This is a genomic window from Neobacillus vireti, assembly GCF_001026695.1.
Taxonomy (GTDB): Bacteria; Bacillota; Bacilli; order Bacillales; family Cytobacillaceae; genus Neobacillus; species Neobacillus vireti.
This window is the reverse complement of the sequence record NZ_LDNB01000011.1, coordinates 20,698-35,359: the sequence shown is the minus strand read 5'-3', so window position 1 is coordinate 35,359 and position 14,662 is coordinate 20,698. Positions and strand designations below refer to the sequence as shown.

13 protein-coding genes and 1 pseudogene are annotated in these 14,662 nt (G+C 35.8%); 7 read left to right on the top strand and 7 right to left on the bottom strand.

The features are described 5' to 3' along the window. Positions 1 to 122: 122 nt before the first annotated feature. A pseudogene (locus AA980_RS28270) lies at positions 123 to 281 on the top strand (IS3 family transposase); the annotation flags it as partial. A gap of 226 nt (positions 282 to 507) precedes the next feature. Here the strand turns inward: AA980_RS28270 and AA980_RS12960 are convergent. Continuing rightward, positions 508 to 1,125 carry a MarC family protein gene (locus AA980_RS12960; protein ID WP_024031145.1) on the bottom strand — a complete coding sequence of 206 codons (618 nt, stop codon included), beginning with the start codon at positions 1,123 to 1,125 and terminating at the stop codon, positions 508 to 510. Positions 1,126 to 1,760: 635 nt separating this feature from the next. On the opposite strand from AA980_RS12960, the gene AA980_RS12955 reads away from it, so the two are divergent. Further along, positions 1,761 to 1,955, top strand: coding sequence for a hypothetical protein (locus tag AA980_RS12955; protein WP_024031146.1), 195 nt, complete (start codon positions 1,761 to 1,763; stop codon positions 1,953 to 1,955). 606 nt (positions 1,956 to 2,561) lie between these two features. Here AA980_RS12955 and AA980_RS12950 read toward each other — a convergent pair. Next, complete coding sequence (locus AA980_RS12950) at positions 2,562 to 3,218, bottom strand: hypothetical protein (protein WP_024031147.1); 657 nt, start codon at positions 3,216 to 3,218, stop codon at positions 2,562 to 2,564. Positions 3,219 to 5,459: 2,241 nt separating this feature from the next. Here AA980_RS12950 and AA980_RS12945 point away from each other — a divergent pair. Continuing rightward, entirely contained in the window at positions 5,460 to 6,137 is a 678-nt protein-coding gene (locus AA980_RS12945; protein WP_024031148.1) for a hypothetical protein, read from the top strand. Between the two features lie 275 nt (positions 6,138 to 6,412). Here AA980_RS12945 and AA980_RS28035 read toward each other — a convergent pair whose 3' ends face one another. The 5 genes from AA980_RS28035 to AA980_RS12925 all read right to left on the bottom strand — a co-directional run bounded on the left by AA980_RS28035 (position 6,413) and on the right by AA980_RS12925 (position 11,002). After that, positions 6,413 to 6,538 (bottom strand): hypothetical protein, encoded by a 126-nt coding sequence (locus tag AA980_RS28035; RefSeq protein WP_024031149.1) that lies wholly within the window; start codon positions 6,536 to 6,538, stop codon positions 6,413 to 6,415. Between the two features lie 148 nt (positions 6,539 to 6,686). Beyond that, positions 6,687 to 7,208 carry an excalibur calcium-binding domain-containing protein gene (locus AA980_RS12940; RefSeq protein WP_201779387.1) on the bottom strand — a complete coding sequence of 174 codons (522 nt, stop codon included), beginning with the start codon at positions 7,206 to 7,208 and terminating at the stop codon, positions 6,687 to 6,689. A 1,164-nt stretch (positions 7,209 to 8,372) separates the two neighbouring features. Next, positions 8,373 to 8,618 (bottom strand): hypothetical protein, encoded by a 246-nt coding sequence (locus AA980_RS12935; protein WP_024031143.1) that lies wholly within the window; start codon positions 8,616 to 8,618, stop codon positions 8,373 to 8,375. 449 nt (positions 8,619 to 9,067) lie between these two features. Then, on the bottom strand, positions 9,068 to 9,637 hold the full coding sequence (locus AA980_RS12930; RefSeq protein WP_024031142.1) for a VanZ family protein: 570 nt from the start codon (positions 9,635 to 9,637) through the stop codon (positions 9,068 to 9,070). Positions 9,638 to 9,985: 348 nt separating this feature from the next. Continuing rightward, positions 9,986 to 11,002: a YpdA family putative bacillithiol disulfide reductase gene (locus AA980_RS12925; protein WP_024031141.1), complete on the bottom strand. Its 1,017-nt coding sequence runs from the start codon at positions 11,000 to 11,002 to the stop codon at positions 9,986 to 9,988. 291 nt (positions 11,003 to 11,293) lie between these two features. On the opposite strand from AA980_RS12925, the gene AA980_RS12920 reads away from it, so the two are divergent. The 4 genes from AA980_RS12920 (at position 11,294) to AA980_RS12905 (ending at position 13,913) form a co-directional block, all read left to right on the top strand. Continuing rightward, positions 11,294 to 11,719 (top strand): MarR family winged helix-turn-helix transcriptional regulator, encoded by a 426-nt coding sequence (locus tag AA980_RS12920; protein WP_024031140.1) that lies wholly within the window; start codon positions 11,294 to 11,296, stop codon positions 11,717 to 11,719. Continuing rightward, the gene (locus AA980_RS12915; RefSeq protein WP_024031139.1) at positions 11,703 to 12,047 is read left to right on the top strand and encodes a DUF3147 family protein; all 345 of its coding nucleotides are present in this window, start codon (positions 11,703 to 11,705) and stop codon (positions 12,045 to 12,047) included. Before AA980_RS12920 ends, AA980_RS12915 begins: the two co-directional genes overlap by 17 nt. Positions 12,048 to 12,123: 76 nt before the next feature. Further along, positions 12,124 to 13,218 carry a PD-(D/E)XK nuclease family protein gene (locus tag AA980_RS12910; RefSeq protein ID WP_024031138.1) on the top strand — a complete coding sequence of 365 codons (1,095 nt, stop codon included), beginning with the start codon at positions 12,124 to 12,126 and terminating at the stop codon, positions 13,216 to 13,218. 374 nt (positions 13,219 to 13,592) lie between these two features. Next, positions 13,593 to 13,913 (top strand): hypothetical protein, encoded by a 321-nt coding sequence (locus AA980_RS12905; RefSeq protein ID WP_024031137.1) that lies wholly within the window; start codon positions 13,593 to 13,595, stop codon positions 13,911 to 13,913. Positions 13,914 to 14,662: the final 749 nt, after the last annotated feature.

Here is a 14,662-nt window from a genome sequence, read left to right as displayed (position 1 = left end):
CATTCTGATAGAGGGATGCCCTATCGATCAAATAGATGGAAAGAATTAATGAATGAACATACCATCATTGTAAGCATGTCCAGAAAGGCAAATGCACTTGATAATGCTGTGCAGAAAGCTTTTTCTCCTTTTTAAAATCAGAACGTAAACAACTGAAAAATATAAAGAATATAGATGAAGCTAAACAGATTATTCATGATTATATTGACTATTACAATCATAATCGAATACAAGGGGTTTTAGGTTATAAAACACCCAAACAATATGCGGCAGCGTGTTAAGAGACAGCCCACAGGGCTAGTCTTTCTCCTTCGCATCTTACAGACTAATTCTCAGAACCCTGGGGGTCTGTCAAGTGCCTTCCTTTACAGGCACCCAGGGTTCTGAGACACTGCAAAAAGATGGGAAGGAGAAAGGAACCAGAGTGATTTAAATTATCACTGATTCCTTTTAATAGATCCGGTTTTATAGTGTACACTTTTTGGGGCGCAACGCACAGGCACCGGATTAAGGAAAGAGACCCTTTATACCTTCTGCAATCATCTGAATGGAAATAACAGCAAGAATTAGACCCATTAATCTTGTAATAATGTTCAGTCCCCCTTGACCGAGTTTGGCAATAATCGGACTTGAATAGGAAAATAGGACAAAAGAAAGTGCGAGAACCAGTGAAAAACTCACAAAAACGATAATTAAATTTGAAAGATGATGCGAATGTGCATGTGTCATGACAGTTGCGATTGTTCCAGGGCCAGCCATAATAGGCAATGCAAGGGGAGTAATAGATATATCCTCTTTTAATTCTGCTTCCTCTTTCTCTTCAGAGTGGGGAGTCTGCGCTTTTGATGTTTTGGCATGCAAAAGGTTAAAGGCAATTCCAAAAATTAGAATTCCCCCTGCTATCCGAAATGCATGAATAGTGATGCCAAACATAGCAAATATAAATTTACCAAGTAAAAGAAATCCTGTCAGGATACACAAAGAAACAATGGCGGCTTTCCTTGCAGTACGTTTCTTTTGCTGCTGGGAATAACCATTAGTAAGGGAGATAAAAATCGGTATATTTCCTATCGGGTTCATAATAGCAAAAAACGATATTATCACTTTTAGAAGTAGAGCGATCAAACTGTTTCCTCCTTCTCTAGATAAAAATAAATAATTTTCAAGATCATTTTTATATAGTACCCAAATATATATATACCGAACAATTTTACCCGTCTTCAATTACTTCCCAAATGTTGATAAAATCCATACATTCATCAATTACTACAGCCTTCGATAGAAAATGGCCTAGACACTATATCTTCAGAATTGGATACCTCATTATCCCGTACCTTAATAACTAGATGGTGCATGTGGCAGCTTGGCCAAGCTCACTATTATTGCAGATTGATTAAAATAGCAGCGAGATATTGATCCATAAGAATTTCGCCTGAACGTCTGAAAAGAAAACTGTCGAGAATTGCCGGGGAAATTTAAAGATAATAACCTGCTTATTTGCAAAATATTACTTAATTCACGCGAACTTGCACAATCCTATTAATTCCCATCTTTTCCACATCTAATTAAACGATTGTTTGAAAATAACCTAAACCCGCTTCAATCCTAAACTTCATGTTCCATATCCTTAAAAAACAGGTCGAAATCTGCCACTAAAGAAAAACGAAAAGAGGATCAACAACATCTTTAACAAAATATTCACAAGGGTTTTTCATGATATTGAAGAACATAACCAGTATCAGAAGAAAGGTAGTGAGTGAATGAAAGTTCCAACGGGGTACGATTATGAAGAGGATGGCGTACTGTATCGTGTTTTTTACAATCATAAAAGCAAAATCAAAGGGATTAAGGTCATGGCACGCTCTGGTAACAGAATGGTTATTGAATATGGACGTACTCCTAAAGAGGCTGCAAAAAAGGCAAAAAAACTATTACTAACTCCAAGCACTAAATGATTAAAATTTAGAGTCAGTCCCCCGATGCATTAAAGCGGCGGCGGACTGACTCTTTATTCCCGATAAAATCAGGGCGGTGACAGTGGCATCGGAATTCACAACGTCAGTTTAAAAAAATCTAAAAACCCACAAATTTGTGTTCATTCACCAATTTTCTCAATAGGCTGAACCATACAAACGTTTATTTAAATTTGCTACAAACCGCGACAGATAAGGATTATTGCGTTTAAGCAGGCAAAAATTTTGTCACTTAATCAAACGTTTATTTAAAAGGCTGTGTAAGCCAGTGAGATCAACGATTTCCCGCTATAATTTGAAAAATAATTAGCGAAAGTTGGTTTATTATCTGAATCGGTCCAGCATGATAACTTTCTCTCTTCAAGAAATGACACTCCTCGATACAATCCCTTTCTTAAAAATAAATCAAACGTTTGATTAAATGGGTCACGATACCCTCTATTTGGGGATTCCACGGCTTTCACTGCTAAAAATTTTGTCAGTTAAATAAACGTTTGATTGATAACGGCTTAAGTGGGCACTAATGCTATATTTAAACCTTCAAACCGCTAAAAAGTTTGTCGAGAGCTGGCAGGCACCGGATTAAAATTATGATTGCTGTTCCAACACTAAATCCCATTCTTCGGAAGCTTTCTTAATATCCTCGTAACTACCTCTTAATTTTTCTAGGTATTCATCGTTAATTTGCTGAAATTTAGTATCTTTTATTAAGTTATAGAAATTCTCATATGTACTAAGAAGGTTCTGGTGCGCGATCGAATAAGGTTCTGGGACTTTTATTATATTCATATAGAAAATAAAACTTGGAAGGGTATGAACCAGGTTACTCTGAATCTTTTCTACGCCACTATAATCTTTTTTATCAACCCATGGAAGCAGATTGGACCTAATGGATTCTAGCGTTCCATTATTACGGGAGAGCGTTTCAATACTATATAATCTTTGATCCTGCAAGTTTCCTAAAGCAGTAAATTGGCTATTCGCTAGATTCTTCTGAAATGCCAATCTTTCTTTATAAATGGTATACCACTCTTCTGAAGCTTGTGTAATTTGTGGGTAAGCAGTAATCACCCCCATAATATTTGAAGTGGTAATGCCTTCTTTGTTAATTGCCTTTTGATAAACAGTTAATGCGTCAAGGAAATTCTGATAGGAATGCTGCAAGTCCTTATGTGCCTGTTTGTATGACGTTGGAGTTGACGTTCTTTCCATTTCATCGGTGAACGTTTGCAAGGATAGAATCATATTATCCACATCGCTTTTCAGATAATCAAATCCTAAAGGGCCGGTACTGAATGCACCATTGGCTTGTCGAAGAATAAAATCTTTAATCCCGGCATTAGTTCCGGAAAATTCGTTTATTTTGCTGTCATAACCAATAGGCAGTTGCTACCGTGATTGTTGTTTCTGTGCAGTTACGTATGAAAAACCAAGTAAAGCAATTCCCAACAATAATAAGCCTATAATCCAATGTTTAAGCAAAATTATTCCCTCTTTCTACTTATATAGCAGGTCTTCCGTTTATTTCGACCAATACGGAAATAATCCCTCTATATTACACGCGAAAAATGAAATATTTAACATTTTTCCATAACGAAAAAGAGCCAACCTAAATGTTAGCTCTTCAAAAGGCGAATATAATTTGGGTCTTGCACCAACCGCATTCTTCCCTGTTGAATTAACATGATACCTAGACTTGTGAGGGACAGGGGTGACAGGCACCGGAATTTGAAATAAAAAGATGAACATACTTCAGTAAATGAGCATACAATACCCTTAGAATTACTCACTATTCAGTGAATGAAATGGGGGGCTTTTCCAATATGAACCCTTTACCTTTAATATTCTTTATCCTTCTCAGTATTGTAAACTTATCCAGCTTTCGTAACCCCTTATTTACCGTTATGAACATATTGCTCAATATTGTCTTATTGCTTAGTCTGAAAAAGGATTAGCCAAAATATATTATTTGATAGAGTGTATGCCTCTATTTATCTGGGTACCGACTTACCGACTTACATAAAAGGAACTTCGAAATATTAATGAAAATAAAAACTAACCGAGATAAAAATGGAAGGTTAGATGGCTATTGCTTATTAAGTCCCCTCATAAAATCTTATTTATGAGGGTTTATGAGTGGGGGTCTGCCCCCTTATATTTTATTATTTTTATATTTATTAATGTAATAAAAGATTAACCCTATGACTTGAAGACATATTCCTATTAAAACAAGATTATAATCATTTTTTTCGAACGATTGTCTTAGGAATCCAATAATAATTAAAACTAACCCACCGTAATGAAAGAGATTCGAAACCTTCATTCTTTCACTCCTATCCTTTTTTTTACATTATCCTATTTATTTATCGAAAAATAAAGACAATTATTTGCATTTCGAAATTATGTATAAATGAATTCTTTTTATATAAAAAAGTCAATTAAATGTAGGGTGGTTTTCCTATTTTCTAGAAGGTTTTTCCGAATTGTTCTTAAATAGACCTTCTCAATTAACATCGGTTGTTTCAATTTTTACAGGGGAAAAGGGGATCATCTTTTTGTGGACAAGATATTGCAAATTCTGCTCTCCTCAATAGTTTCGTTTCCTTTTCTATCCTAGCAAATCACACAAACTTCACAGCATAATTCACAGTCAAAAAGGCTTAGAGATGCAAATTTCTCTAAGCCTTTTTTAAATTTTCTTTTTTCACAAAACCACCCGTAAGTTGGAGAAGTTCATTAGATGCTAAAGCGAGTTTGATAAATAAGCGGAGAAATTTCTCTTAATTAGGTAATAGCACTGAAAATAGCGTAAATAGACGGAAGGATTCCGACTATTGACTCGAAAAACGTGAAAATGGGTAAGCTTGCTTTGCTTAATCGGAAACTCTCCGCTTATTACCCCCGAACCGAGCACTATTCTGCAGTCTAACCGGAAAATCTCCGTTTATTTTATCTATCACCGGTTACTCAATTAAGGATAAGACTTCGTACTAAATCACAAAAAACCACACACCCTGGAGAAAGTCTTTGGAATTCGCATAAAACTGCCCTCCACGCTCTATCATTTTCTATCCATTAAAAACCCTATCAATCTCCGACAAATATCGGGTCGGGGCACCGGAATATAAACTTAGTTTGTGGCGAAAATGGGGTTATCTCGCTTATGGTGTTCTTTAGCTGCACAAAAAGACCTTTCCAGCCATTTTCACAATAGAAAAACAGTGCGGCGGTTGTGCAACTTATGGGGAGTAAAGTTGGAATCTATAACCAGAATAGACCAGAAATATCATAGGTAATTTCCCTGGGTTATTTCTGGTTTAATTCTTTTTGGTAGCCCTAAGAGTTATTCCGTGGAACAAGGTTGTGAAACAAGATTATTCGGGGCGTGACAGGCACTACACTAAAATTGAAGGAAAGTGGAAAATTTATGTTAAAATATTAATATAGTGTGAAAATTCATTTTAATAAGTGATTGGAGTTAAAAAAGTGAAGAAAAGCAAAATTTTTTTTATGTCAACTTTATTAATCATTTTATTAGTCGGAATGTCAGCTTGTAGCAATTCATCATCTGATGTTACATCAACCGAAAATCAGTCAAAATCTGATAATATATCACAAAGTACAGATGATTCATCTCAATCAAATGATTCATCTACCGCTAATACAGTTAAATCTGAAAACGGCGATGATAACGGTTCGGGTAGTACCTTATCCGAAAATAGCGAAGCAAGTACAGGGGATAAGAAAGACAAAGGAAAACTAACCCAGTATTCTTCTGAGGAAATTGAATACGCTCGTGTTTGGTTGCAACTTGGACCAAACCAAGAAATAGATGAATTGAATATTCAACATATTGCAGTTGGCACTCCACTTAATCCTGGTGATGAAGCTGATGTTAGCTATCCAGAAGATGTTATCCAGTTAGCAGGTTCTCGTTTGGTAGATGGAGTAGTGACATATAGTGGTAATGGGGATGGAACGATTAATGTATACAACGTTCCTTTACGTTGGTATGGTGGACTTTCTCGTCCTGATAATGTAAGTGTAGACGAAATTCGAGAAGAAATGAAGAATATTATTAATAATACAAAGCTAGTGTACGTTGATACAGGTGATGAGGAAAGAATTATAGAATTAATCAAATTGCTTAATGTTCATCATTAAGCTAACGATCTGTAATAAATGGATAGAATCCTGGATCGGCAGCAACTTTTTCACACCATCCTCTAACACCCTTCCAACCGGAATTTAGAGCGTGACAGTGCACCGCAATTCTGACCACAATGTCCAGGCACCGAAATTAGAGTTTTCCCTTTTAAATCAGAATATTTTTGTATATAATGGATATATAATAAAAAGAGAAGTGCTACTTGCACTTCTCTTTGCAACCGCTACCGTCAGGGTGGTGGTTGTCAGTGTTATGTTTTGTTTGAACCACCCTATTGCTTCCTACGGCGCGGGGTGGTTTTCCTGTCTTCTAGAACGTTTTTCCGAAAGAAGTATGCGCCTATTTCACGCAGAACTCCCTTCAAAACTTCACGAAGAATTTCAAGAAATGTTTCCATGATTATCACCTCCTTCCCTTATAAAGGAAAAGAAGAATGACAACACGGCCACCCTTACAATTTTGGTTGCAAATCCATTGTAACAAGTTCTACTACATTAAATACCTATCAATCTTCGACAAAATTCGGGTGGTGACAGGCACCGCCATTATTTTCTTTCACAAGCAAAATTATCTTTATCTCTATCCAATTTAGCTTGATAGGCTGGATGACCAAAAGGTACACCATTTGGATATTTCTTTCTTAGTTCAGTACAATTGGCAAAGAACTCTGCTTCTCCACTTGAGGATGCAACTGCAGCTTCTTTGGCTTCTGCTTGTGACTTCGCTTTGGCTTCTACTTCCGCCTTCGCTTTGGCTTCTGCTTCCGCCTTCGCTTTGGCTTCTGCTTCCGCCTTCGCTTTGGCTTCTGCTTCTGCCTTCGCTTTGGCTTCTGCTTCTGCCTTCACTTTGGCTTCTGTTTCCGCCTTTGCTTTGGCTTCTGCTTCCGCCTTTGCTTTGGCTTCTGTTTCCGCCTTTGCTTTGGCTTCTGCTTCCGCCTTTGCTTTGACTTCTGCTTTGGTCTCAGATTTCTTATCCTCTGTTTTTGAGGTTTTCGAACTTTCAGATGAACAAGCAACTAAACTAAATATTAAAAATAAAGCAAATAAACCTACTAAATACTTTTTCAACGCAATAACCCCCATATTTTTTCTATCCTTCTATTACAATACCATTATTTTTTTGATTTCCAAATACAGTAATTCTTTTCTAGTTTATCTAATTTTCTTTTTTCCTTCTCGCTCATTATCAAAGACCTCTCTTTTTCTGCCACTCTGCCCATTCTATTTCTAATCTTATTTTTGTCTTATTAGAGTGCTTCACATGTTCAAAGTTGTTAGGTGTATTTTTCACCACATGCTGCTTTTCAACAGGTTGACCAATACCGCTAATAGACCAAACAATAGAATTACCTGCCCATATATATGAAAGGAAAGTAGCTCGATTTTCTGGTCAATCGGCTTAAACGGTATTATAAAGGGATCATTACTACAAACAAAGGGGGGATTCATGCCGATCATTTATTACCCGTCTTTGTGAGGGAAATCAATCCGAAAGATTTCCCCGATCTATCAAAGAAGGACTTTGCGATTATTAATGAAAACAAGAGCTACAGTACAACCGATCTCCAAAACAGAGATGTATCCTTCTAAAGAACTGGGTGGCGCTAGGCACCATCGCCATTCAGTTGGATTTCTTAGCAGTCGCTGGATAACAGGTAACTCCCACAAGTTTGTGTTCATTCACCAACTTTCGCCATGGCTGGAACCATACAAACGTTTATTTAAATTGGCTAGAAACCGCGACACATAGGGATTATTGCAGTTTAGCAGGCAAAAATTTTGTCACTTAATCAAACGTTTATTTAAATGGCTGCGGAAGCGAGTGAGATCAACGATTTTCCGCAATAATTTGAAAAATAATTAGCGAAAGTTGGGTTATTGTCTGAATCCGGTCCTGCATGATAACCATCTGCCCTCAAGGAATGACATTCCTCGATAAAATCCCCTTCAGAAAAACAAATCAAACGTTTGATTAAATTGGTCGCGAAACCCTATATTTGGAGATTCACCGGATTTGGCTGCTGAAAATTTTGTCAGTTAAATAAACGTTTGATTAAATATGCATGAAAGCCCGTTGCTTATGGATTAACTTGGATTGGCGGCCAAAATTTTTGTCAGTTAATGAGTTTATTAGATATGACTCTGTCCCCCATCTCCACACCCTTAATAACAGATAGGGAACATTTATCTATCTAATCGTAAGTGGGAGTCTACCCCACTGTTCTCATCTTTTTATGATTGCTGTTCCAACACTAAATCCCATTCTTGGGAAGCTTTCTTAATATCATCGTAACTTCCTTTTAATTTTTCTAGGTATTCATCGTTAATTTGCTGATATTGAGTATCTTTTATTAAGTTATAGAAATTCTCATAGGTACTAAGAAGGTTCTGGTGCGCGATAGAATAAGGTTCTGGGACTTTTATTATATTCATAAAGAAAATAAAGCTTTGAAGGGTATCAACCAAGTTACTCTGCATTTTTTCTACGCCACTATAATCTTTTTTTCAACCCATGGAAGCAGATTGGACCTAATGGATTCTAGCGTTCCATATTCTTCCCTGTTGATTTAACATGATACATGGGGGTATCCACACTTTTTAATTCCATGAAGAGCACAAAGCGTTAAGTTAATATTATTTGAAATATCACAAATAAGACAAAGAGAAGGCTGTCTAAATAGATAAGCCGTTCCGTTTTGAGGTGCAAAACGCTAATTCTCACTACAAATAAAAACCTATTTAGCATTAATTTTAGCAAATATTTCAAAGTATAGTAAAAAGGAAACGCAAGGTAATTGATATACCTTGCGTTTCCTTTTTATTTTTTATTTTCCTTAGAAGATAGCGAACCAACTTTACTTCGCATTATGCTTAATTTCTACGTTCTTTTTGTGTAGGGTATCTTTTTGAATATGCAATAAAGATATTCAGAATCTCATTCTCATCACGAATAATAAATATAATATAACAGGAAATCCTATGATAACGGATAGTATTGTGATTGCAGTATGCACTTTTTTCTCATCTCGTAATATAAATAATAAAAACTTGTACCCTAAAATACCAATCCATCCACCCAAACAATTTAGAATTATATCATCAATGTCTGATGCTCCGATGCCTAAAAGCCCCTGAATGATTTCAACAAGTAGACTCATTATAAATATAAACAACAGATTGGTTTTTACTCTTTTATCATTTTTGAGTAATGGCAAATATATTCCAAGGGGAATAAAAATAACTATATTTCCAAGCACATTACCTAAAGCGAATCTTCTCAAAGTATCAGAACTGCCAGATATATATTCCATTATACTATGAAAAGGAATGAGATTGATTGACCTAAAAAAAGTCCTTTGACTATTAAATAGCTCCAAAGGCGAAATTCTTGAAAAGAACAATATTTTAATTAACAAAAGTATGTAACAAATGAAAACACCATATAAAAAGACTGTTTTAATTCGCTCTCGTTTATTCATAATACCTCCATTTTTCATTTCATCCCTGCTTATTCATAGGAATTAACTAACCTAATATTATACTAAATATTTCTGTTTTGGTAAAAAATCCGTTCAAATTTTCAGCAGTGTTAGCAATAAAACTATCATCATAATTAACGTTAGTTCTGAATTAGTGACAATGCCTATTGTCACTCGTGTCAAAACCCTGCTAATTGGGTTGTTAATTAAGCGGTCAAACGTCAACAAACATTGTTATATCAATAAAACATAAAGGACGAAATCTATGCGATTTCATCCTAAAATTCTATTGCTGATTGCTATGTTTGCACCTCAAAACGGAACGGCTTACTAAATAGACGCCTTCTCTTTTTATAGTCTTTCCATTCAGGATTCTTTTTTTAACCGTTGATTTTCCCCAATGTTCATACGTCTGAAACGCTTTTTAATCACTTCTGCTATCTTTGCCCCGTGAAATCGTCCATCTTCAATATAAACCTTATTCGTGGTTCCTCCGGTTACAACGCCCGCGAGAAATATATTCTCTATATTCGTTTCATATGTATCTTTATCAAACATAGGAACTAATGTAGACTCATCCATTTCGATCCCAATATTTTTAAGCAGTATACTATCCGGCTGATAACCTATCAGCTGAAACACGAAGTCATTTTCTACACTCACTGTTCCTTTAGCAGTTGCAAGAAGCACGGAATCTTCTGCTATACGAAGAACATTAGATTGAGGCAAGAACTCAATTTTGCCTTTTTCAATGAAATTTCGTATATCCATTAACAGAGTAGGTTTAATCCCGTGGTAAGCAGATTCTCCACGATGAACCAATGTTACTTTAGCTCCGTTACGATATAAGTCAATGGCAGCCTCAATTGCTGAATTTTTTCCTCCAACCACCATGACACGCTGTCCATAATAATGGTGTCCCTCTTGATAATAATGTATTACTTTTGGGAGTTCTTCACCTTCTATATTCAATTGTCTTGGGTGATCGAAAATTCCTGTAGCAATCACGAGCATTTTTGCTTGATAGTGGATAGAATTTCCGTGTTGATTAATCGTTTGGAGGGTAAAATGCTCCGGTTCTTTAATGATTTTTGCGACATTGTGAAAACATTTAATCTCAAGAGATTGTCTTGAAACAACAGATTGATAGTATTTCATTAATTCTTGGCGTGTCGGACGTTCCTCTTTGGAGAGAAAGGGCATCCCGCCGATTTCTAAACGATCAGATGTGCTATAAAAACGAATATTTAAGGGACAATTTACAATTGAATTTACAATTCCCCCTTTTTCCAAGATGACATAATTTAGACCTTGTTCCTGAAGGGCAAGTCCAGTAGCTAAGCCACAAGGCCCTCCGCCAATAACAATTACATCGTAAATCATATAGCATACTTCCTTAGAGTTTATTACCCCGCAAAATAATAGCGGATACAAACTCCATATTACCCCTATGCGGTGGATATTATACTGGATTAAATAACCTAAGATGTCCAACTTTTTTCTGAAGAAATAGAATAGATTAAATTTCCCCTATATTTTATTGCATAATCTGGCGACAGATTGTTGAAAAATCATTCGTCTATTTTCTCGCTAAAAAAATGGAAGAGTTGTTTTTTAATAATATATATCGTATCATAGGATATACTCTTATAATACGATATAAAGAGGGATAATATGGTTAAAGAAGTTATACAGTTAAATCAACTTTGGACGGATATTTACTATCAATTGCGTTATAACCACCAGGAAAAAATTACTCACCAAGCGATAAGGATTTTACAAGTAATTCAAAAACAAGACGAAGTAGGAATAAAAGAAATCGCTGAAGCAATACAAGTGTCTCATAATACGGCTTCAGAGCATATTAAACGTTTATTCGAAAAAAAATATTTATTTAAAACCCGTAGCATCGAGGATGAGCGAAAGGTCATTTTAAGGCTTACCGATTTGGGAAGTGATGTATTGCACCGTCATTCCAGTCTCGATGAGGAGAAACTAAAACAAGTTCTATTCAAACAAATGAGCGATGAAGAAAGGGAACTCATCTTAGAGGCATTTACATTATTAAAGGAGAGAGCAGTAGATGTTCGCAATAGTTAAAATCCTTATTTCAGCCATTATAATTGGCGTTATTACAGAATTTTCTCGAAGGTATCCCCAACAAGGTGGAATCATTGCCGCATTACCAATTGTCAGCCTTTTAAGTATTTTATGGCTATATACTCAGGGTGAACAAATGGACAAAATAGGGAAGTTCGCTATTGGTGTTGTGTGGGGGCTTCCTGGAACAGTAGTGATGTTGTTAATCATAGGAATAGCACTGAAACATTCTATTCATTTATTAGCATCATTTGGTCTGGGAATCGCAGGTTGGTTAATCTTTTATTTTGTTCAGGACCTAATAGTGAAACATATGAACAGTTTGTGATGAAATGCACTTAAACTGGTAAAATTCGAAAAAAAACTCGTATAAATTGAAATAGTTAAGAGAAGAGTGAGAAACAGTGAATATCATTACACTAATGGGTTCCTTTTACAGGGAAGATGTAATAACAGACCTTATGGCCAACCTTATAAATTCAGAGAAAAAGTTTGCGAAATGGTTCATGGAAACTATCTGTCAAACATTTGTATCGGAAGAGGAAGAAGTAAAAGCACATACTCGCATGGGGTTAGGGAAGGGAATCGGTACTCCTGATCTTATCATAGAAAAAAACGTAGGCTCTGAGAAAAATTTCATCATAGTTATCGAAAACAAGCTAGGAGCACTAGAAGGAGCAGAGCAAACAAACCGGTATGCGTCTGATCGTGGGAAGAAAGCACTCCGCACTGAACTGGGGTTAAAAGAGAATATTCCAATTAAGTTCTTATTTCTAACTCTAGACCCTTTTACACCACCATCAAATAAAGAATTTCAAAAGAAAGACTATACTGCTTTTTTACATGTTGATTGGAGTAAATTTGTTGAACATCCTGTATCGGAACAGTTATTAAACGACTACAGTGAATTATTAGATGCATTTTATCAACCAATTATAAGCTGCAAGCCATCTGATAACATTGCAAATGCCACTGAGAAGCTGGATAGGCTGCAAAAGAAATTAATTTGGATTAATGTACTCCAACAAACAAATTACTCTAATGACATAAATATGACCTTTGGAGAAGCTGGAGGGATAGGGCGTAGTACAGCTGTATTCCTTTTTAGCAAACCAGAATGGAAACAAGACAAATATGATGGCAATGTATTGCTACCTACATCAGCTAATATTCACTTTGAGTTATCAATAAATTTGTTAGGCTATAGTAAAGTGAAGGATTTTGCCTTACATTACGAGCCGAATCCATACAAACCTAAAAAGGAATACGAAAACGTTAAGGGATACCCTGAGTACGAAGTGCTACGCGCTAACAGAAGAGATAAGTTCCATGGAGAGATAAAAGGGTTGGAATGCTATAGCATCCTTTCAGCAAGAACAGGAAGTAATTCCTTCCTAAGAATAAGAATCAAAGAAAATGAGCGGTTTACCGATGTAACTAATCAGTTAGTGACAATCATGAACCAGATTACACCGCTTATTGATCATTTTTTAATATAATTTACAAATTTATTCATAGTCTTCCAGAATATTATTGTTAATTGAGAGTAGCAAAAAAGCCCTTATGCCGACTTTTTGTACTACGATTCAATTGCTATCTCTATTCATATCAAAAATTAATTCAAAGCCCTCCGAAACATTATTATGGTTTATATCAATGATCTAATAATTAGGAAAAGTAAGAGCCTTAGCTACTCTAACTTTACCTAATTTTGCTGCTTATTTTCTCCTTGTTTCCGCGGAACAATGCTGTGAAACAAGATTATTCGAGCATGACAGGCACCGGGATGAGGTGTAAATCCTTACCCGCAATTAGAAGGAAAATATCTCCCTTTGTCGAATTGTATATTAAAATAGATTAAAGGAGAATTCAAATGTTACTTGAAAAATACATCGGTCATTATTTAGTAATAGAATTAATTAATGATTTCCCTAAAAACAATTCTTTGGGTCTTTATTTCAACAAAGAGGAAGATAATTTGTACCTTGTAAAATTAATGGATGTTGATAATATAGGAATATGGGTAGAGTGGAATTACAAAGAGGAGATTATTGCAGATAGTGAAGGTAATAAGCTGGATAAAATCTACATTGAAAAAATAAAACATTATTTTCTAGTAAAATGGGATTATATTGAAAATGTTAGAGTTGTAGACAATCCTGAATTAAATGATATAAGAATGGGGTATGAATAAGCATCCATCGGGGTGCTTTTTTTATTGGTGGTACCTCTGAATATAGGGGAGTTCAGTGCACGAAGAGGCTGGCGAGAGGTGCGGATAATTCGCTTGTCTGTGAGAGCCATACTGCCTCCTTCCCGGGAACAGGTAACGCATAAAAACCCGTAAGGTGATTTGTGGTTGATCCTTATAATTAAAACGCTGTTGTCATGCCACAACATGACACGTCCAGCCGGACCGAGTGAAGGGTTAGGATGTTCGGTTTTTTATTCATATTGAGAGTTTATCCTTTCTCGTGCAGTGGCATAGTATAATTTTTAAATCTGCCGACATTTAATCTCATTTTCTCTTTAAGGAAATGGTAGACGCTCAAATATAAACTATTATCGTGTCCTTTTAGTGTAATCGGGAGCACATATAGGTTTTTATATTTAGTTGAGGTTCAAATCCTCAAAAGGACTTTTTTAGATGGGTGATTTACATGGAAAAGTGGAGGCAAATAGCCGCGAAAAACAATATTTCAAGTAAAGTTTTCGGGCGGTGACAGCACTGGGATTCTGAAAGGAAAGTCAGCCGATTATATAGTAAGTCGGCTTGAATGGTATTATAAAGGGATCATTCATACAAGCAAATGCGGAATAAACGTCGATAATTTAAAATCAGTTTTTGTTAGGGAAAACAATCTTAAAGATTTTCCCGATCATCAAAATGGGACTTTGCAGTCATTATTGAAAACAAGAACTACAGTATATCAGTCTTCCAAG